Origin of the sequence: Escherichia sp. KS167_9B, assembly GCF_030295215.1 — a bacterium.
Taxonomy (GTDB): Bacteria; Pseudomonadota; Gammaproteobacteria; order Enterobacterales; family Enterobacteriaceae; genus Escherichia; species Escherichia coli_F.
In genome coordinates this window covers 2,214,869-2,234,535 of sequence record NZ_AP025754.1, presented here as the reverse complement: position 1 = coordinate 2,234,535, position 19,667 = coordinate 2,214,869, and the positions used below count along the sequence as shown (strand labels likewise).

General features: G+C 49.6%; 24 protein-coding genes. 12 read left to right on the top strand and 12 right to left on the bottom strand.

Going from position 1 to position 19,667, the window contains the following annotated elements:
• The first annotated feature begins 57 nt into the window (after positions 1-57).
• The 4 genes from tsaB to rnd all read left to right on the top strand — a co-directional run bounded on the left by tsaB (position 58) and on the right by rnd (position 4,461).
• Entirely contained in the window at positions 58-753 is a 696-nt protein-coding gene (gene tsaB / locus QUE34_RS11240; protein ID WP_032303204.1) for a tRNA (adenosine(37)-N6)-threonylcarbamoyltransferase complex dimerization subunit type 1 TsaB, read from the top strand.
• Positions 754-792: 39 nt separating this feature from the next.
• On the top strand, positions 793-1,374 hold the full coding sequence (yeaY, locus tag QUE34_RS11235) for a Slp family lipoprotein YeaY (protein ID WP_032303203.1): 582 nt from the start codon (positions 793-795) through the stop codon (positions 1,372-1,374).
• Between the two features lie 204 nt (positions 1,375-1,578).
• Positions 1,579-3,264: a long-chain-fatty-acid--CoA ligase FadD gene (gene fadD, locus QUE34_RS11230; RefSeq protein ID WP_000758422.1), complete on the top strand. Its 1,686-nt coding sequence runs from the start codon at positions 1,579-1,581 to the stop codon at positions 3,262-3,264.
• An 81-nt stretch (positions 3,265-3,345) separates the two neighbouring features.
• On the top strand, positions 3,346-4,461 hold the full coding sequence (gene rnd, locus QUE34_RS11225) for a ribonuclease D (RefSeq protein ID WP_123057322.1): 1,116 nt from the start codon (positions 3,346-3,348) through the stop codon (positions 4,459-4,461).
• 53 nt (positions 4,462-4,514) lie between these two features.
• Here rnd and yeaX read toward each other — a convergent pair whose 3' ends face one another.
• The 4 genes from yeaX to dmlA all read right to left on the bottom strand — a co-directional run bounded on the left by yeaX (position 4,515) and on the right by dmlA (position 9,637).
• Positions 4,515-5,480, bottom strand: a complete 966-nt coding sequence (yeaX, locus tag QUE34_RS11220; protein ID WP_032303201.1) for a carnitine monooxygenase reductase subunit YeaX — start codon at positions 5,478-5,480, stop codon at positions 4,515-4,517.
• Between the two features lie 55 nt (positions 5,481-5,535).
• A complete protein-coding gene (yeaW, locus tag QUE34_RS11215) occupies positions 5,536-6,660 on the bottom strand; it encodes a carnitine monooxygenase, oxygenase subunit YeaW (protein ID WP_032303200.1) in 1,125 nt (374 codons plus the stop codon).
• 31 nt (positions 6,661-6,691) lie between these two features.
• Positions 6,692-8,302, bottom strand: coding sequence for a BCCT family transporter YeaV (gene yeaV / locus QUE34_RS11210; protein WP_000987522.1), 1,611 nt, complete (start codon positions 8,300-8,302; stop codon positions 6,692-6,694).
• Between the two features lie 249 nt (positions 8,303-8,551).
• Positions 8,552-9,637: a multifunctional D-malate/3-isopropylmalate/tartarate dehydrogenase gene (gene dmlA / locus QUE34_RS11205; protein WP_032303199.1), complete on the bottom strand. Its 1,086-nt coding sequence runs from the start codon at positions 9,635-9,637 to the stop codon at positions 8,552-8,554.
• A gap of 102 nt (positions 9,638-9,739) precedes the next feature.
• On the opposite strand from dmlA, the gene dmlR reads away from it, so the two are divergent.
• The 5 genes from dmlR to QUE34_RS11180 all read left to right on the top strand — a co-directional run bounded on the left by dmlR (position 9,740) and on the right by QUE34_RS11180 (position 12,542).
• Positions 9,740-10,663, top strand: a complete 924-nt coding sequence (gene dmlR, locus QUE34_RS11200) for a DNA-binding transcriptional regulator DmlR (protein ID WP_032303198.1) — start codon at positions 9,740-9,742, stop codon at positions 10,661-10,663.
• Positions 10,664-10,789: 126 nt separating this feature from the next.
• Positions 10,790-11,428, top strand: a complete 639-nt coding sequence (gene leuE, locus QUE34_RS11195) for a leucine efflux protein LeuE (RefSeq protein ID WP_000457193.1) — start codon at positions 10,790-10,792, stop codon at positions 11,426-11,428.
• Positions 11,429-11,600: 172 nt separating this feature from the next.
• Positions 11,601-11,960: a DUF1971 domain-containing protein YeaR gene (gene yeaR, locus QUE34_RS11190; protein WP_000939322.1), complete on the top strand. Its 360-nt coding sequence runs from the start codon at positions 11,601-11,603 to the stop codon at positions 11,958-11,960.
• A 3-nt stretch (positions 11,961-11,963) separates the two neighbouring features.
• Positions 11,964-12,146, top strand: coding sequence for a DUF1869 domain-containing protein (locus QUE34_RS11185; RefSeq protein ID WP_000513737.1), 183 nt, complete (start codon positions 11,964-11,966; stop codon positions 12,144-12,146).
• 147 nt (positions 12,147-12,293) lie between these two features.
• Positions 12,294-12,542 carry a GlsB/YeaQ/YmgE family stress response membrane protein gene (locus QUE34_RS11180; RefSeq protein WP_000512153.1) on the top strand — a complete coding sequence of 83 codons (249 nt, stop codon included), beginning with the start codon at positions 12,294-12,296 and terminating at the stop codon, positions 12,540-12,542.
• Between the two features lie 58 nt (positions 12,543-12,600).
• Here the strand turns inward: QUE34_RS11180 and yoaJ are convergent, their stop codons facing one another.
• Genes yoaJ through dgcP form a run of 3 tightly spaced genes read right to left on the bottom strand, consistent with a single transcriptional unit; the run spans position 12,601 to position 13,834 of the window.
• On the bottom strand, positions 12,601-12,675 hold the full coding sequence (gene yoaJ, locus QUE34_RS11175; protein ID WP_001386836.1) for a protein YoaJ: 75 nt from the start codon (positions 12,673-12,675) through the stop codon (positions 12,601-12,603).
• Between the two features lie 2 nt (positions 12,676-12,677).
• Entirely contained in the window at positions 12,678-12,776 is a 99-nt protein-coding gene (locus QUE34_RS11170; RefSeq protein WP_001219350.1) for a YoaK family small membrane protein, read from the bottom strand.
• A 32-nt stretch (positions 12,777-12,808) separates the two neighbouring features.
• Positions 12,809-13,834: a diguanylate cyclase DgcP gene (dgcP, locus tag QUE34_RS11165; RefSeq protein WP_105268614.1), complete on the bottom strand. Its 1,026-nt coding sequence runs from the start codon at positions 13,832-13,834 to the stop codon at positions 12,809-12,811.
• A gap of 182 nt (positions 13,835-14,016) precedes the next feature.
• On the opposite strand from dgcP, the gene yoaF reads away from it, so the two are divergent.
• Positions 14,017-14,271, top strand: coding sequence for a DUF333 domain-containing lipoprotein YoaF (yoaF, locus tag QUE34_RS11160; protein WP_000691930.1), 255 nt, complete (start codon positions 14,017-14,019; stop codon positions 14,269-14,271).
• Positions 14,272-14,292: 21 nt separating this feature from the next.
• On the opposite strand, the gene QUE34_RS11155 is transcribed toward yoaF, so the two are convergent.
• On the bottom strand, positions 14,293-14,640 hold the full coding sequence (locus tag QUE34_RS11155) for a DUF488 domain-containing protein (RefSeq protein WP_001025381.1): 348 nt from the start codon (positions 14,638-14,640) through the stop codon (positions 14,293-14,295).
• A gap of 54 nt (positions 14,641-14,694) precedes the next feature.
• Positions 14,695-15,876, bottom strand: a complete 1,182-nt coding sequence (gene nimT, locus QUE34_RS11150; protein ID WP_032303196.1) for a 2-nitroimidazole transporter — start codon at positions 15,874-15,876, stop codon at positions 14,695-14,697.
• Between the two features lie 96 nt (positions 15,877-15,972).
• On the opposite strand from nimT, the gene nimR reads away from it, so the two are divergent.
• On the top strand, positions 15,973-16,794 hold the full coding sequence (gene nimR / locus QUE34_RS11145) for a DNA-binding transcriptional regulator NimR (RefSeq protein ID WP_032303195.1): 822 nt from the start codon (positions 15,973-15,975) through the stop codon (positions 16,792-16,794).
• Here nimR and QUE34_RS11140 read toward each other — a convergent pair.
• Positions 16,751-17,197 carry a DUF441 domain-containing protein gene (locus QUE34_RS11140; protein ID WP_000460707.1) on the bottom strand — a complete coding sequence of 149 codons (447 nt, stop codon included), beginning with the start codon at positions 17,195-17,197 and terminating at the stop codon, positions 16,751-16,753. The genes nimR and QUE34_RS11140 overlap by 44 nt on opposite strands.
• Positions 17,198-17,366: 169 nt before the next feature.
• On the opposite strand from QUE34_RS11140, the gene yoaI reads away from it, so the two are divergent.
• The gene (yoaI, locus tag QUE34_RS11135; protein WP_000999630.1) at positions 17,367-17,471 is read left to right on the top strand and encodes a small membrane protein YoaI; all 105 of its coding nucleotides are present in this window, start codon (positions 17,367-17,369) and stop codon (positions 17,469-17,471) included.
• Here the strand turns inward: yoaI and yeaK are convergent, their stop codons facing one another.
• Positions 17,472-17,975: a mischarged aminoacyl-tRNA deacylase gene (gene yeaK / locus QUE34_RS11130; protein ID WP_032303194.1), complete on the bottom strand. Its 504-nt coding sequence runs from the start codon at positions 17,973-17,975 to the stop codon at positions 17,472-17,474.
• A gap of 42 nt (positions 17,976-18,017) precedes the next feature.
• Positions 18,018-19,508 (bottom strand): diguanylate cyclase DgcJ, encoded by a 1,491-nt coding sequence (gene dgcJ / locus QUE34_RS11125; protein ID WP_032303193.1) that lies wholly within the window; start codon positions 19,506-19,508, stop codon positions 18,018-18,020.
• Between the last annotated feature and the right edge of the window lie 159 nt (positions 19,509-19,667).

The following is a 19,667-nucleotide window of genomic DNA, read 5'->3' as shown; positions in this document are numbered from 1 at the left end:
TTTGTGATGGAGTATGGTATGATGCGCGCCTTTTTATTGATCTAAGCACGAAGACCCATGCGAATTCTGGCTATCGATACCGCGACAGAGGCCTGCTCTGTCGCCCTGTGGAACGACGGTACTGTCAACGCTCATTTTGAGCTTTGCCCTCGTGAACATACTCAACGAATCTTACCGATGGTGCAGGATATCCTGACCACCAGCGGAACTTCCCTGACGGACATAAATGCTCTGGCTTACGGGCGCGGCCCCGGTAGCTTTACCGGCGTGCGCATTGGTATTGGCATTGCGCAAGGGCTGGCGCTTGGCGCGGAATTACCGATGATTGGCGTCTCCACGCTAATGACGATGGCGCAAGGGGCGTGGCGCAAAAACCGCGCAACCCGCGTGCTGGCAGCCATTGACGCGCGAATGGGCGAAGTTTACTGGGCCGAATATCAGCGTGATGAAAATGGTATCTGGCACGGTGAAGAAACCGAAGCCGTACTCAAACCTGAACTCGTTCATGAACGGATGCAACAGCTTTCCGGCGAATGGGTGACGGTAGGGACGGGCTGGCAAGCCTGGCCGGATCTCGGTAAAGAGAGCGGTTTGGCCCTGCGCGATGGCGAAGTGTTACTGCCCGCTGCAGAAGATATGCTGCCGATTGCTTGTCAGATGTTTGCCGAGGGTAAAACGGTGGCGGTGGAACATGCCGAACCGGTTTATTTACGTAACAACGTCGCATGGAAGAAACTTCCGGGCAAAGAATGAATCTTAAGAGTATGCCCTGAGAAAAAAAGGAGTCGCATCATGGCGGTTCAAAAGAATGTTATCAAAGGCATACTGGCAGGTACGTTTGCGCTAATGCTGAGCGGTTGTGTCACTGTGCCGGACGCCATTAAAGGCAACAGTCCCACGCCGCAACAAGATTTAGTTCGGGTAATGAGTGCGCCGCAGCTGTACGTTGGTCAGGAGGCACGCTTTGGCGGCAAAGTGGTTGCGGTACAAAACCAGCAAGGGAAAACCAGGCTGGAAATTGCCACCGTACCGCTGGACAGTGGAGCCAGACCGACGCTGGGAGAACCTTCTCGCGGTCGCATTTATGCCGATGTGAACGGTTTTCTGGATCCGCTAGATTTTCGTGGACAATTGGTCACGGTAGTTGGACCAATCACCGGTGCGGTTGACGGCAAAATCGGCAACACGCCCTATAAATTTATGGTGATGCAGGTAACGGGTTACAAACGTTGGCATTTAACCCAGCAGGTGATTATGCCGCCTCAGCCGATTGATCCATGGTTTTATGGCGGTCGTGGCTGGCCCTATGGCTACGGTGGATGGGGCTGGTATAATCCCGGCCCCGCGAGAGTACAAACTGTTGTAACTGAATAATTGCTTGTTTTTAAAGAAAAAGAAACAGCGGCTGGTCCGCTGTTTCTGCATTCTTACGGTAAAGATAAAAATAAATAGTGACGCGCTTCGCAACCTTTTCGTTGGGTAATTATCAAGCTGGTATGATGAGTTAATATTATGTTAACAGCATGTATATCATTTGGGGTTGCGATGACGACGAACACGCATTTTAGAGGTGAAGAATTGAAGAAGGTTTGGCTTAACCGTTATCCCGCGGACGTTCCGACGGAGATCAACCCTGACCGTTATCAATCTCTGGTAGATATGTTTGAGCAGTCGGTCGCGCGCTACGCCGATCAACCCGCGTTTGTGAATATGGGGGAGGTGATGACCTTCCGCAAACTGGAAGAACGCAGTCGCGCGTTTGCCGCTTATTTGCAACAAGGGTTGGGACTGAAGAAAGGCGATCGCGTTGCGTTGATGATGCCTAATTTATTGCAATATCCGGTGGCGCTGTTTGGCATTTTGCGTGCCGGGATGATCGTTGTAAACGTTAACCCGTTGTATACCCCGCGTGAGCTGGAGCATCAGCTTAACGATAGCGGCGCATCAGCGATTGTTATCGTGTCTAATTTTGCCCACACTCTGGAAAAAGTGGTTGATAAAACCGCCGTTCAGCACGTTATTCTGACCCGTATGGGCGATCAGCTATCCACGGCAAAAGGCACGGTAGTCAACTTCGTTGTTAAATACATCAAGCGTCTGGTGCCGAAATACCATCTTCCAGATGCCATCTCATTTCGCAGCGCACTGCATAACGGCTACCGGATGCAGTACGTCAAACCCGAACTGGTGCCAGAAGATTTAGCTTTCCTGCAATATACCGGCGGTACCACTGGTGTGGCGAAGGGCGCGATGCTGACTCACCGCAATATGCTGGCGAATCTGGAACAAGTTAACGCGACTTATGGGCCGCTGTTGCATCCGGGCAAAGAGCTGGTGGTGACGGCACTGCCGCTGTATCACATTTTTGCTCTGACCATTAACTGCCTGCTGTTTATTGAACTGGGTGGGCAGAACCTGCTTATCACTAACCCGCGCGATATTCCGGGGTTGGTAAAAGAGTTAGCGAAATATCCGTTTACCGCGATAACCGGCGTTAACACCTTGTTCAATGCGTTGCTGAACAATAAAGAGTTCCAGCAGCTGGATTTCTCCAGTCTGCATCTTTCTGCAGGCGGTGGTATGCCTGTTCAACAAGTGGTGGCTGAACGTTGGGTGAAACTGACCGGACAGTATCTGCTGGAAGGTTATGGCCTGACCGAGTGTGCGCCGCTGGTCAGCGTTAACCCGTATGATATTGATTATCATAGTGGTAGCATCGGTTTGCCGGTGCCGTCGACGGAAGCCAAACTGGTGGATGATGATGATAATGAAGTACCACCGGGTCAACCGGGTGAGCTTTGTGTCAAAGGACCGCAGGTGATGCTGGGTTACTGGCAGCGTCCGGATGCTACCGATGAAATCATCAAAAATGGCTGGTTACACACCGGCGATATCGCGGTGATGGATGAAGAAGGATTCCTGCGCATTGTCGATCGTAAAAAAGACATGATTCTGGTTTCCGGTTTTAATGTCTATCCCAACGAAATTGAAGATGTCGTCATGCAGCATCCTGGCGTACAGGAAGTCGCAGCTGTTGGCGTACCTTCCGGCTCCAGTGGTGAAGCGGTGAAAATCTTCGTAGTGAAAAAAGATCCATCGCTTACCGAAGAGTCACTGGTGACCTTTTGCCGCCGTCAGCTCACGGGCTACAAAGTACCGAAGCTGGTGGAGTTTCGTGATGAGTTACCGAAATCTAACGTCGGAAAAATTTTGCGACGAGAATTACGTGACGAAGCGCGCGGCAAAGTGGACAATAAAGCCTGAGCGTTAAGTCAGTCGTCAGACGCCGGTTAATCCGGCGTTTTTTTTGACGCCCACTAAAGAGAATACAATTTGAATTACCAAATGATTACCACGGACGATGCGCTGGCTTCTTTGTGTGAAGCCGTCCGTGCCTTTCCGGCGATAGCCCTGGATACTGAATTTGTTCGTACGCGCACCTATTACCCGCAGCTGGGTCTAATTCAACTTTTTGATGGTGAGCATCTGGCGCTAATTGATCCTCTCGGGATCTCCGACTGGTCACCGCTGAAAGCGATACTGCGCGATCAGTCCATCACAAAATTTCTCCATGCGGGCAGTGAAGATCTGGAAGTGTTCCTCAATGTCTTTGGCGAATTACCACAACCCTTGATTGACACGCAAATCCTTGCTGCCTTCTGCGGACGCCCGATGTCATGGGGTTTCGCTTCCATGGTGGAAGAGTATTCCGGCGTTACGCTGGACAAGAGTGAATCGCGCACCGACTGGCTGGCCAGACCGCTGACCGAACGTCAGTGTGAATACGCAGCGGCGGATGTCTGGTATCTGTTACCGATCACCGCAAAGCTTATGGTAGAAACGGAGGCCTCCGGCTGGCTACCTGCGGCGCTGGATGAATGCCGCCTGATGCAAATGCGTCGTCAGGAAGTCGTTGCACCGGAAGATGCCTGGCGTGATATCACCAATGCCTGGCAGTTACGCACACGCCAACTGGCCTGTCTGCAACTGTTAGCCGACTGGCGACTGCGCAAGGCGCGGGAGCGCGATCTGGCGGTGAACTTTGTCGTGCGTGAAGAGCATTTGTGGTCGGTAGCGCGTTATATGCCGGGAAGTTTAGGCGAACTGGACAGCCTGGGCTTATCCGGTAGCGAAATCCGCTTTCACGGTAAAACGCTGCTGGCGCTGGTGGAAAAAGCGCAGACATTGCCGGAAGAGGCCTTACCGCAGCCGATGCTTAACCTGATGGACATGCCGGGTTATCGTAAAGCGTTTAAAGCGATTAAGTCGCTGATTACTGACGTGAGCGAAACACACAAGATCAGCGCCGAATTGCTGGCATCGCGTCGGCAAATCAACCAGCTGCTGAACTGGCACTGGAAACTGAAACCGCAGAACAATTTGCCGGAGCTGATTTCCGGCTGGCGTGGTGAGCTGATGGCGGAAGCATTACACAATTTATTGCAGGAATATCCACAGTAAAATCTTCCGAAGCCGGACTGGGCGCGCTCAGCGCCACATCCGGCTTCGGCAAACTACAAATCCAACACCAGGCGTTTACCCTTCGCGCGTGAACAACAGATCAACATACTTTGCTGGCTGGCACGCTCTTCATCGCTAAAATACTGATCCCGATGGTCAGCTTCACCTTCCAGTATTGCCGTTTCGCAGGTTCCGCATACCCCTTCACGACATAAACATTCCACTTTAGCTGCTTTACTATTTTCAATAACCTGCAAAATAGTCATCTCTTCCGGCACCACAAACTCTTTTCCGGAACGGGCAAGCACCAGCGTAAATGCATCGCCGGTTTTGTCTTCGATAGCAAATTGCTCAAAGTGCAGCGTATCGGTGGCGATGTCCAGACGCGCAGCTTCACTTCTTACCGCCTCATTTAGCGCCTCGGGGCCACAGGTATAAACATGTGTGCCAGGTTCGATATCCGCCAATAATCGCGCTAATTCCAGTCGTGTTCCGGTTGATGAATGATGCAAATGGACTTTCTCGGCCTGCGGATGCTGGACTAGCTCATCACGAAATGCGCAACTTTCTGGATTTCGCGAGCAGTAATGTAACTGCCAGTCGACGTCGCTGTATTGCAACTCTGCCATGTGCGACAGGAAAGGGGTGATACCAATACCGCCCGCGATAAACAGATGCTTTCTGGCCGAGGGAATTAGCGCAAACAGATTATTAGGCGTCGAAATGGTCAACCGATCGCCTGCTTTCACCTGCTGATGCAAAAAGCGCGAACCACCGCGCGAGTTTTCTTCCAGCCGAACGGCAATCTGATAACGAGACGTATCGAGTGGCGAACTCAGCAGTGAGTACGCATTGCTGTACTGGTTATCACCATCGCTCATCTGCACAATGATGTGACTTCCTCCAGTAAACGCAGGTAATGGTTTGCCATCGGTTGCCACCAGCGTGAAGCGTTTCACCTGTTCGGTAAGGGGGTCAACCTGACTCACCTGTACTTCAAACATTTGGTAGTTTGACATTGCTGTACTCCATCAAAAATCAGCCCAGCGGCGGAAAATACCGCCGCCGATGTCATTAGTCCTTAAACACCTGCGCCAGCAGATTATGGAAATGGGCGATACCATGTTCGGAAATTCCGCTACCGCTACTGTCGGCCATGATGCGCCCCTGACCACGATAGCCACGCGATTTCAGCCCTTTCTGTACGCTTTCAACCAGACGTAAATCTTCCGGACGGAACACGTCGCGATACCACTCAATCAGTGATTTTTGCTCGTCGGTTAACTCTTCATTGGTGAAGTAAATATCGTAGTTTTGCAGGGTAGTTTCAGAATCCACCGGGAATTCATAAATGACCGTCATCATGCCTTTGAGCGGGGTGACGTTCAGCATCGTGCACGGCCACAGCCAGAAACCATGGAATGCCGCATCCGTGCCCTCTTCGAATTTGAAAGACTGTTCGGACGGTTTGGCGAAACCGTACTGTAGCGTCCAGTTACCGTGCATGGTGTGCCAGTAACGATCAACCTGAACGGAGTCGGAGAAACCTGGATGCGCCGGACCACAGTGATAGCACTCGAGATAGTTATCGACAATGTTCTTCCAGTTGGCAGGCGTGCGGGTGGTAAAGCGAGCCGCCAGTTTCAGGTTGTGGACTTCCGGGCAGGCTTCCAGCACTTTCGCCCCCAGACCGGGTAACTGATCTTCTACGCTGGTGGCGTTGGGGTCCATGTTGATGAAGACGAATCCGGCATATTCTTCCAGACGTACTGGAACCAGTTGCGCTTTGTCGCTATCGAAATTGGCGACGTTTTCGCAGTTACGCGCATGGGCCAGGTTGCCATCGAGTTTGAATGCCCAGGCGTGATACGGGCAGGTAATCACATTTTTCGCTTTCCCTTCGCCGCTCAATAACTGATGACCACGGTGCGGGCAAACGTTATAGAACGCGCGCAAAACCTTATCACGACCGCGTACCAGCACGATGCTTTCGCCAATGATCTCACGCGTCACATAATCATTGGCATTCGCCAGTTCGCTGCTGTGAGCGACGCAAATCCAGCTTTTGGCGAAGACGTTCTCTTTTTCGTGTTCAAACGCGTTCTGATCGGTATAAAAACGGGCAGGAATGGTCCACGCCTCTTGTGGGTTAGCGCAAAAATTTTCGGGTAGTACAAAGTCAGGGCTCAGATTGCTCATAGGGATACCTTTATCGTTAGGATGATGGCGTTCAGTTGTCGCCTTTGAATACGGTTCCAGCAGGAAGCACTGGCGCTTTTCCCGGGGCTTCAACCGGTGTCTGCGGGAGATAATGTTCAACTTGATGAGCTGGAATGTCGGCGTAATCCTGTTTCAGCCAGCGAATAAATCCGCCGACTTTCACCAGTAAAATGGCGAGGAAGGGAAGGGCAGTGAGGACGACGGTAGTTTTCATTGTTTCCAGCGAAGCACCGGTAAACAAGATGGAAAGCGGGATCAGAGTGATCACTACGCACCAGAACAGACGCAGCCCACGGTCAGGATCGTCACCTTCCTGGAGATTACGCGTGCTGGTCGCCGCCATGGTGTAAGCCACCGCATCCATATGCGAGGCGAGGAAGATAATCATCACGCCCAGATAGGCCGCGAGGAACAATTTACCGGCTGGTAGAGACATCAGAACTTGCTGCACAGCTGTTTCGCCGCCCAGTGTTTCCAGCACCTGTGGGACGTTGATTACGCCATTGATAAACTGATGAATGGCATAGCTTTCCATTACGCCGAAGAAGAACCAGCAACCGACGGTGCTGCCGAGGATCAGTCCCCAGATAACTTCTTTAATCTTACGACCGCGCGAAACTCGGGTGACAAACATTGCTACGCCAGGGGTGTATGAGATCCACCACAGCCAGTAGAAAACGGTCCAGTTGCGGGTAAATGAACCATCGCCAAGCGGATCGGTGAATAAGCTCATTTGCAGGAAGTTTTGCGTGGTCAGGCCGATGGCATTGATGATGCTGTTGGTAATAAATTCGGTTGGACCGACAATCAGCACCAGTAATGGCAGCAGGAATGCGCCCCAGCCAACCATTTTGCTTAGACGTTGCAAACCGTTGTTGATACCAATCCACGAGCTTAGGCAAAAAATGCCGCCGGAAAGCAGGATCACAAATGCCTGTACGGTAAAGTTATCGGGTAAACCGGTCAGCGCGGAAAGCCCACGGGTAAAGGTTGCTGCGGTGACAACAAGGGAAATGGTCAGTGCGCCGACAGTGGCGATCAGGAACATCAAATCGACCAGTTTCCCCCACGGGCCTTGCGGGCGAACGCCGGTAATAGCAGCAATAATGCCGGAAAGGCTCAGCCCTTTATTTTTCCGCACATGAAAGTGATAAGCCATGATTAATGAGGCCAGCGTATAAGTTGCCCAGGCGCTGATGCCCCAGTGGAAGAAGGAGTAGGGAACGCTAAATTCGAGTGCCTGTTGTGAACGCGGTGCGATATTTAATCCAGGCGTTTGATAATAATAGGCCCATTCAGCAACCCCCCAATAAAGCGTAGAAGAACCTAAACCTGCACAAATAAACATAAACAGCCAGGAGAGCGTGCTGTATTCCGGTTTTCCTTCGCCAAGACGAATATTGCCGTATTTACTGGTGGCTAAATAAATCACCAGTCCCATTGCCAGCAAAACCAATACCTGTACGGCGGAACCTAACGTACGCGTAACAAAAGTGTATATTGCGTTGGCCGCGTCGGCCGATTGTTGTGGGAAAAGGCTTAATGCAGCTGCGATGAAAAGAATGGCCACCAGGCTGATGCTTATCAACGGCACATCTTTTTTCTTAACATTGCTCATCATGAGTCATCTCCTGGGCATAAAAGCCCGTCTCTGGCTTTTGCCAGTTGTAATTATTTGCAGGGTATGAGTTGTATGTTGTGTTTAACAAATTGATTATTTACATGTTACATAAATTAAACAATTAAGAATACGGAAAGCCATAAAACACGAAACGGAAACAATAAAAGGTGAAATGACGCAGGTTATTTACTGCAAAGAACGAATAAAAAAACCGCGTCAGTGACGCGGTTCAAATAAACTGGTTTGACCTTAACGCAAAAGAATTTTGCAAATCGCGTCGGCAACCTGTGGCGTGGTGGCATTGCCTTTCATATCAGGTGTTTTCGGCCCGTGAGCAATCACTTCTTCAATCGCGGCCAGAATACCGTTATGCGCTTGCTGGAAACGCTCATCGCCATTGCCGAGAAAATCGAGCATCATTGCACCGGCCCAAATCGTGGCGATAGGGTTAGCAATATTTTTCCCGTAGATATCCGGCGCGGAACCGTGGACTGGCTCGAAGAGCGACGGGAAAGTGCGTTCGGGATTCAGGTTGGCGGATGGGGCAATGCCAATGGTGCCGGTGCAGGCCGGGCCAAGATCGGAAAGGATATCGCCAAACAAATTGGACGCCACTACCACATCGAAGCGTTCCGGCTGCATCACAAAACGTGCGCAGAGAATGTCAATATGCTGCTTGTCCCAGCGGATCTCCGGGTAATTCTCAGCCATTGCTTCCACTCGCTCATCCCAGTACGGCATGCTGATGGCTAAACCGTTCGATTTAGTGGCAGAAGTTAGCGTCTTACGTGGGCGGCTTTGCGCAAGTTCAAAGGCATAGCGCAAAATACGATCGACACCACGACGAGTAAATACCGATTCCTGAATGACGACTTCATGCTCTGTACCTTCATTCACTCTACCGCCGAGCGAGGAATATTCGCCTTCGGTGTTTTCCCTGACCACGTAAAAATCGATGTCGCCAGGCTGTTTTCCCGCCAGCGGGCAGGGAACGCCAGGAAAGAGACGAACCGGGCGCAGGTTGACGTACTGGTCGAACTCACGACGAAATTTCAGCAGCGAACCCCACAACGAAATATGGTCCGGAACGGTATCCGGCCAGCCGACGGCACCAAAATAGATGGCGTCGAAACGGCTAAGTTGCTCATGCCAGTCGTCCGGCATCATTTTACCGTGATGGCTGTAATACTCGCAGCTCGCCCACTCCATTTGCTCAAAACTCAAGGCGAAGCCCCAGCGCTCAGCGGCAGCCTGTAACACGCGAATCCCTTCAGGAAGGACTTCTTTGCCAATCCCGTCTCCCGGGATCGCAGCAATACGCATCGTTTTCATCATTGGGTTCTCACTTCCTGACCATCAAAATTGACAATACCCTCATCCTATAATTGACTGAAAAGGAATTAATCCCCGTAACTGGTGAAACATAAAACACGAATCATGAATAATTTACCGCTGCTGAACGATTTGCGCGTCTTTATGCTGGTGGCTCGCCGGGCTGGTTTTGCCGCTGTGGCGGAAGAATTGGGCGTTTCACCGGCGTTCGTCAGCAAGCGCATCGCCTTGCTGGAGCAAACGCTAAACGTGGTGTTGTTACACCGCACCACCCGCCGCGTCACCATTACCGAAGAAGGAGAGCGGATTTATGAATGGGCGCAGCGGATTTTGCAGGATGTTGGTCAAATGATGGACGAACTTTCTGACGTGCGTCAGGTGCCGCAGGGGATGCTGCGTATTATCAGCAGCTTTGGTTTTGGACGACAGGTAGTGGCTCCGGCGTTATCAGCGCTGGCGAAAGCGTATCCGCAACTGGAGTTACGTTTTGATGTGGAAGACCGACTGGTCGATTTGGTCAATGAAGGCGTCGATCTCGATATTCGCATTGGCGATGATATCGCCCCTAATTTAATCGCCCGCAAACTGGCGACTAATTACCGCATTCTCTGCGCGTCGCCGGAATTTATTGCGCAACATGGCGCGCCGAAACATTTAACCGATCTTTCTGCATTGCCGTGCCTGGTCATTAAAGAGCGCGATCATCCTTTTGGTGTCTGGCAATTACGCAATAAAGAAGGCCACCATGCGATTAAAGTTACCGGCCCACTGTCGTCTAATCATGGAGAAATTGTCCATCAGTGGTGTCTCGATGGGCAGGGGATTGCTCTGCGCTCCTGGTGGGATGTTAGCGAAAACATTGCCAGTGGTCATTTAGTACAAGTGCTACCGGAATATTACCAGCCAGCAAATGTCTGGGCCGTTTATGTTTCAAGGCTGGCGACGTCAGCGAAAGTGCGGATAACGGTAGAATTTTTACGCCAGTATTTTGCCGAGCACTACCCGAATTTTTCACTGGACCACGCCTGATTAATGATTCAATTATCGGGTTGATATCAGGTTAAACCCTGATTTTCTCCTTTCTAAGCCGCTAGAGATTGGTTAGCATATTCACCTTTAATCGCGCATGATCGATAGATAATTAAAGAGGTTAATGTGTTCGCTGAATACGGGGTACTGAATTACTGGACCTATCTGGTTGGAGCCATTTTTATTGTGTTGGTGCCAGGGCCAAATACCCTGTTTGTACTCAAAAATAGCGTCAGTAGCGGTATCAAAGGCGGTTATCTTGCGGCCTGTGGCGTATTTATTGGCGATGCGGTATTGATGTTTCTGGCATGGGCTGGAGTGGCGACATTAATTAAGACCACCCCGATATTATTCAACATTGTACGTTATCTTGGTGCATTTTATTTGCTCTATCTGGGGAGTAAAATTCTCTACGCGACCCTGAAGGGTAAAAATAACGAGGTCAAATCCGACGAGCCCCAATACGGTGCCATTTTTAAACGCGCGTTAATTTTGAGCCTGACTAATCCGAAAGCCATTTTGTTCTATGTGTCGTTTTTTGTACAGTTTATCGATGTTAATGCTCCACATACGGGAATTTCATTCTTTATTCTGGCGACGACGCTGGAACTGGTAAGTTTCTGCTATTTGAGCTTCCTGATTATTTCTGGTGCTTTTGTCACACAGTACATACGTACCAAAAAGAAACTGGCTAAAGTGGGCAACTCACTGATTGGTTTGATGTTCGTAGGTTTTGCCGCCCGACTGGCGACGCTGCAGTCCTAATGCTTTCAGCCCGCGTTATCGCGGGCTTCCTGCCTGTAATCTTTCCTTATTCATCGCTGATACGGTGCTAAAGAGTAACCAATAAATGGTATTTAAAATGCAAATTATCAGGCGTACCCTGAAACGGCTGAAATAAACTGTTTTCAGCACATTCATCGAAGGAGGGAAAAGGATGCTGCAAATCCCACAGAATTATATTCATACGCGCTCAACGCCTTTCTGGAATAAACAAACTGCGCCTGCCGGAATATTCGAACGTCATCTTGATAAAGGAACGCGCCCGGGGGTTTACCCACGCCTTTCCGTTATGCATGGGGCGGTCAAATATCTCGGCTACGCTGATGAACACAGTACAGAGCCTGATCAAGTGATCCTTATCGAAGCGGGGCAGTTTGCGGTGTTCCCTCCAGAAAAGTGGCACAACATTGAAGCCATGACTGACGACACTTATTTCAACATTGACTTCTTCGTTGCTCCTGAAGTCCTGATGGAAGGCGCGCAACAACGAAAAGTCATTCATAACGGGAAATGAATCATGGGCAAAGCAACGTATACCGTGACCGTCACCAATAACAGTAATGGCGTTTCTGTCGATTATGAAACAGAGACGCCGATGACTTTGCTGGTGCCAGAAGTGGCGGCTGAAGTGATAAAAGATCTGGTGAATACCGTGCGTTCTTATGACACGGAAAACGAACATGATGTTTGTGGTTGGTAATTATCACTGATCGTAGATGGCGCAATTTCTGCGCCATCGCAAAAAAATCCTCCGTGATGCTTGTCACAAATCTTGCCCTCCTGATGTTGTGCTATGCTTTTTATCAGCGACTAACCCGCTAATGCAAAACAGATAAGTGAGGAAACAATGGGCATTCTGTCATGGATTATTTTTGGGCTTATTGCCGGTATTCTGGCGAAGTGGATCATGCCAGGTAAAGATGGTGGTGGATTCTTTATGACTATCCTGCTGGGGATAGTCGGTGCCGTAGTCGGCGGATGGATCAGCACGCTGTTTGGCTTTGGTAAAGTCGATGGCTTCAATTTTGGCAGCTTCGTGGTTGCCGTTATTGGTGCGATTGTCGTGCTGTTTATCTACAGAAAGATCAAAAGTTAACGCGTAAATTGCACAAAGGCTGCACACAGGCAGCCTTTGCTATTTTTTAGATGTGACGTTACCACCATCCCAACTCAGTGCCGAGAACGACAATAATCGCTACGCCCATCATAATAATCGTTGTTTTTTTCATCTTTACGCTCCCGGGGCAGCATAGCCGCCAATAAAAAACCATGCTAAAAATACGACCGCTGTAATAAAGATTACAACCGGAAAAATAATACCGATTCGCATGTTATCACCAATCAAAAGGATGTGAATACGCCTCAGGAATGTAGCGCTGAATGCGCGACAAAAGGTGTTTTCTGTTTGTGTTTTTTCTCCTGATACATCGCGATATCGGCAGCATGCAGGGCGCTGTCTGCATCGGTCGTTTCAGGATCGACTTCTACTATGCCAAGACTGGCACCAGGATAATACAAATCAACATCACCTAAGTGATATTCTCCGCGTATTTGCTGTTGAATACGTTCTCGCAGCGATGGAATATCCGCATTCTCATTGTTCAGTGAAACAACCAAAAACTCATCACCGCCGAGACGACCAATAACTTCGCCATTTTGCTGGAGCGTATTAAGGCGCTCGCCAACCTGAATAAGAAACAGATCGCCACTATTATGACCAAAACGATCATTGATTAATTTGAAGTTATCCAGATCGATAAATGCGATCATTATCTTATGGTTAAGATGCCTCGCAAGAGAAAACAGCGTCGTCAGGTTTTCAAAAATCGCCCGCCGATTCGGTAGCCCGGTTAACGAGTCGGTATACGATTGCGCAATCAGTGCGGCATTTGCTTCGCGCAGCTGTTCAACCAGCGCCTCTTTTTGAATATATTGTGCAATCAGTCCGGCGAATAGCTGTAAAACCTGTTCCGCGCGTTCACTCCACTGGCGCTTCTCACTGCTGGCGGCGCAAAGTGTGCCATAGAATGATCCATCCGGTAAGTGAATTGGCGTGCTCAGAAATGTGGTGATGCCAAGATTTCGTGCCGCAACACAGTCGCCCCAACGGTCGGGGACTTCATCGCTGAAAAAGCAGTTTTCATCAATGGCGCGTTTGCATAACGAGTAATCCCACGAGACGGTAAAATTCTCCGGGATGTGCATTTTCTGGCTATTACGGGCAAACATTATATGCTGCAGGCGCGCTTCGACATCCACTTTGGTCAGGTAGGTTGACTCCATATCAGTGACCATTTCCAGCATCTCCAGAAGCTGTCGGACCAGACTTTCCAGTGACTGTTCTTTGGCAAGGGATTGCGAGACGCGGGCGATAATCTGATCTGACACGAAACAACTCCAGGATACGGCGGGTAAATGCTGATTATTTAATCTTTGCAGGCATGATAAAACATCATCAACAAAGATGAAACAAGACGTAATATGTTTTGAGTGAATGTAATAAAAATAGTGCTGCAAAACAAAACGATACCGCGATACTCTAAGCTTGGATAAATATGTGAGATCAATAAATGAAAATTATCAGTTTTGTTCTGCCTTGCTTGCTGGTCCTGGCTGGTTGTTCAACCCCTTCTCAGCCAGAAGCACCTAAACCGCCGCAGATTGGTATGGCAAATCCGGCGTCGGTCTATTGCCAGCAGAAGGGCGGGACGCTCATTCCTGTGCAGACAGCGCAAGGGGTCAGCAACAATTGCAAATTACCGGGCGGTGAAACGATTGATGAATGGGCATTGTGGCGACGGGACCATCCGGCTGGTGAAAAATAACCGCCGGATGCTGCACTAAAATCACAAGCTACGTAGCCAGTCTGCCAGCACCAGCGCATGGTTCTGTGTGGTGTTTTTTGCTGAGTAGAGCAGGGTCAGCGGCTGTTTTTTGGCGATGTCTGCCAGCCGCTTTCCTTCTTGCTCGTGTTGCGCCAGTTCTGCAAGATATTGCTCGCGAAAGGTTGCAAAATCGACGACTTCGCCGTGAAAGGCTTTGCGCAGCTCCGTTGACGGCGTGATTTCTTTATCCCACTCATCAAGGGCTAAATCGGTTTTTTTGATACCGCGTGGCCAGAGGCGGTCGACCAGTACGCGATAACCATCGCTCTGTTCAGCCGGATCATAAACGCGTTTGCACTGAATATTCATCGTATTTGTTCTTCCTTTCACGCATGATTTGTCACGTCACTATAGCACCGGATATTAGCGAATTTCTTTGTCTCTCCCGGCGCAAAGTCCGAAAATCGCCATCAGTAGTGAAAGTATTGCAACACCCATCAGTGGTACGGACCAGTCACCGTTAGCATCGTGTATTTTACCCATCAGCGGCGGCCCACAGGCTGCCAGCAAATACCCGACGGATTGTGCCATCCCCGAGAGTGCTGCCGCCTGATGCGCAGAACTTGCCCGAAGACCAATGAACGTCAACCCCAGTATCATTGTTGCGCCGGAACCAAAACCGAAAAGCAGAGTCCAGGTGATCGCGTGTGCTGGCATAAAGCAGAGCCCAACCGCGCCCACTGCGCACATCAAGGCAACGAACGCTGCAATACCACGCTGATCTTTCACATGATGTAAGAAAAGTGGGATCAGCAAACCGGGAGCTGCTGTGGCTAGTTGCAGCAAACCATGCAGTGAACCCGCCTGTGCTTCGCTATAGCCGTGACTGATGAGGATCGCCGGAAGCCAGCCAATAATCACGTAATAGACGAGTGAGTTGATCCCAAGAAACAATGTTACCTGCCAGGCAAGCGGCGAACGCCAGATACCCCGAGTATGTAAGGCGCGTGAGGTACTCAAATTTGCATGTTGTTGACTTCGCCACTGTGGCAGCCATAAAAAAAGAGCCAGCAGAGGAAAACACATCAGCATGAGCAACGCGCCTTGCCAGCCAAAACCGTTCAAAGCCAGCGGCACGACCATAGCCGATCCCAGTGCCGCCGCAGCTCCCATTGTCAGGGAATATGCGCCGGTAAGTCTGGCGACGGAATGAGGGAAATCGCGTTTAATTAATCCTGGCAGTAAGACATTGCCTAATGCAATCCCACCGCCAATGACCGCTGTACCGCCAAATAATAAGTAAGGCGAAGGGAGAGAGCGAATTGCGATACCTGCACAGATCAAAAGTAACGCGGCAAACAGGCTACGTTCCATACCAAAACGTCGCGCCACCGGGGCGGCAAGAGGTGAGATTAGCGCAAAGGCCAATAATGGCAGGGTGGTTAATAAGCCGGTTTGCGCCGTCGTTAGCGAGTAAGCGGAACGAATCGTATCCAGTAACGGTGCTGCGCCGGTAAAGGTGACGCGTAATGTTGTGGCAATCATCAGAATGCCAGCGATAAGGACAATCCTGTTTTTGCCGCTTAATGAAGTTGAACAGGCCATATGTTTCTCATTGATACAAACGAGGCTGTACCTTACCGTTTTTATTGTTATGTTGAATCAAGTTAAAATGACAAATTATCGCTAAATTCGGACAAAATGATGCACAGGTTGAATCTCAATGGTTATGAACCCGACCGACACCATGAAGCCGCGGTCGCATTTTGTATTCACGCCGGAACGGATGAGTTAACCAGTCCTGTACATCAGCACCGCAAAGGGCAGCTGATACTGGCGCTACATGGTGCAATTACCTGTACGGTGGAAAATGCTTTGTGGATGGTGCCGCCACAATATGCGGTTTGGATACCGGGCGGGGTGAAACATAGCAATCAAGTGACAGCTAACGCTGAACTCTGTTTTCTGTTTATAGAGCCCAGCGCAGTGACAATGCCGACAACATGTTGCACATTGAAAATATCGCCCTTATGCCGGGAATTAATTTTAACCCTGGCAAACAGGACGACGACTCAGCGTGCTGAGCCGATGACCCGCAGATTAATTCAGGTCCTGTTTGATGAACTCCCTCAGCAGCCACAACAACAGCTGCACCTGCCCGTTTCTTCTCATCCTAAAATCCGCACGATGGTGGAGATGATGGCGAAAGAGCCTGTCGAGTGGGGGGCATTGGGGCAATGGGCTCGCTTTTTTGCGATGAGTGAACGCAATCTTGCCCGACTGATAGTGAAAGAGACGGGGTTGAGTTTTCGCCAGTGGCGTCAGCAGTTACAGCTGATTATGGCGCTTCAGGGATTAGTGAAAGGCGATACTGTACAGAAAGTTGCTCATACGCTGGGGTATGATTCAACAACGGCCTTTATTACTATGTTTAAGAAAGGCCTGGGGCAAACGCCAGGCCGATATATTGCGGGATTAACTACTGTTTCCCCACAATCAGCGAAACCAGACCCGCGGCAATAAGCGGGCCAACCGGTACGCCGCGAAACAGCGCCACGCCCAAAACAGTGCCCACCAGCAGCCCGGCGACCAGTTGCGGCTGGCTGCCCATTAACGTCACGCCGCGCCCACCTAGCCAGGAGACAATAACGCCTACTGCAATTGCCACCAGCGATTTCCAGTTCAGAAACGAGTGAATCAGGGTTGAGGGCGGTAGCGTCCCGCTGGCGATGGGGGCCATAACGCCAATCGTCAGAATGATTATCCCGATACTTAGCCCCTGTTTTTCAATCCACGGGAAAAAGGTGCTTAACGGTGTGACGCGGACAATGATTAACACCAGAATTGAAACGGCGACAGTGGTGTTATGACTGATAAAGCCCAGCGCAGCTAACCCGAGCAGGATCAGCAAAGTGACATCAAACATCGTGGTTTCCTTGCCAAAAAATAATAAGCCTGCTTACTTTACGCTTGCTGCAGGAAGGAAGTAGAAAATCTTTACGTTTTTTGCATAAAAAATCAGGCGAACTGTCATCAAACTGCCATTTGTGCACGCTAACAATAACGTGAAAACAGCTATCTCCCCGGGGCATACTATGAACGATCAAATGTTTGTCGAGACACTGATTATCACGTCATCGTTTTTTGCCATTGCTGTTGTGCTGGTTTTGTCCGTTCTGCTTATTGAACGGACAGGCTAGTTACGCAGTGCGGCGGAAATTGACCAGTTCTGGTTGCGCAATGCGCAAATAATCCGCGGTTTTCAAAATAACGGATTTATCCAGCATGCCTGCATTGAAGGCGATTTCATCAAATCGTTCGAAGAGTAGGGGGTCGGCAACCAGTTTGAGTTTTGGATGGAAGCTGAAAGGGGGGATCGCGCCGAAGACACAGCCTGTGAGTTCATCGACTTCCGCCGGGCTGGCCAACGAAGCGCGTAATCCGCCTATATGGATGGCAAGTTGGCTCAGATCGGCCTGTTGATCGGCAGCGAGGATCGCCAGAACATGTTGATTTACGCCATTGCCTTTGACTTTACATACCAGTGCCTTAGCCCCCTGGCCTAAAGCGGTGCCACGAATTTCTGACACCGCTTCGCATTTACCTACCGCCTCATGGGTAACGACGCGGAAGTCAGCACCTTCTTGTGATAATAAAGCGATTAACCGCTGATGCGTCACGCTTCCTTTAGCCATTTCAGTCATTTCACGCTCCTGAGATTACAAGCAAACAACCACAGAAGATTATCATGAACGGCTGTTTTTGTTCTGCTTATTGACATATAAACGCTCATCGGAAGCTTTATACGCATCATGTAACGTATCGTTTTCTTTCATCGCATAAATACCGGAAGAGAAGCCGATCTCTTTCTGCGGCGCGATATGTTGCAGACGTTTTTCGATACGTTCAGGCAGTTGTGCTGCAATTTGCGGCGTCGAATCGACAAGAATGATGCAGAATTCATCGCCACCGAGTCGGATGGCATAATCACTTTTACGAATCGACTGTTTAATCGCCTGAGCTAATAACGTAATCGCTAAATCTCCTTCCTGATGACCGAGCGTGTCATTTATTTGCTTTAACTTGTCCATGTCAATTGCAATAAACATCACCGAAGAACCAGATTGCACCAGTTTTTGCAACCGCTGCTCCAGTTCAGGGGTTAATATTTTGCGATTATACAGTCCGGTCATCGCATCACTAATATTTTCTCGCGACACATTTTGGTATAAACGGAAGTGCATCCGCACCATATTCAGCAAAATTAACGCCGTCAAAATCCAGAACAGAACGCTTTTCCACGAAGATGTGATAAAGTAAAGAATATCAATGGATAACGATACACGAATGCCGCCCGGTAAGTCATGGACGTAACTGACATACTGGAACAGATTATCTTCGCTCTGGTTGATGATAATGTCGCGCCCAGAATCTGTATCGGTTAGCGTGACATTGAGAAAACGCCAGAGGAGAGGGCGGTCATGCGTGTAAAAGATATTCCGCAGATTGTTTTTGTTAATATCCAGCAGCACAATTCCTTTTAGCTGCCCTGCAACATACACTGGCGTCAGCAAACTCATCACGTTCTGTTTAGTACGCTGATCCTGGTAAATGCTCGATAATACGGTGCGACCGGTAAAAACTTTTTCAATATCTTTGCGATCGATGCCAATGCTTCCTGACTGCAGGAAGGACCAGTTATTCATCGCAAAGTACTCAACATTAACCGGCTCATAAAAATAGACATAGAGGTCATTGAGATCGAGATAATAGTGAAATTTCTCTTCGGCCATTCCAAGACCTGAACCATAATCATCCTGGTGGCGGTTGCCTTCCACTGCCTGATCAAAAGCGGGTAATAGTGCTGCAGCTTCCACAATTGTGTCGCATTCAGTGGATGCGGTTTGTAGTGTACCGTGTAAGCCCGTGTACTTATGGGCAGTCAGGTTTAAGCCATGGGTATTATTGGCAGACTCAAAAGCCTCGCAGATGGTACGCCGCTGTTCTGGCGACACTTCCGACTGCTCAGCAGCGAGAGCGCGCATCACATGCGCGGCAATACTCTGATTTTGATACTTGTCATAAAGAAAGGAGGAATCTGCTCTCTGCACGATATAGCGCAGATAGGCACTCATTGCTCTGTCGCTGGCGACAAGTTCAAAAATAAGGAAGGAAGATGTCAGCACAATGACACTTGCGGCGATAAAATGCCGGAGCATTCTATGGTGCAATTTCATGATAAATGGCACTCCTTCGGTTAGTGAAACGAGAAAACCAGATAAAGTTCGATTGCGGCCTGGCACAGGGGCGCTAATTATACTCATCTCTGCGCCGCTGGGGAGGGGAAATTTAGGGGTAATAGTAATAAATTGTATGCAAAAGCCACGCAAAAAGCA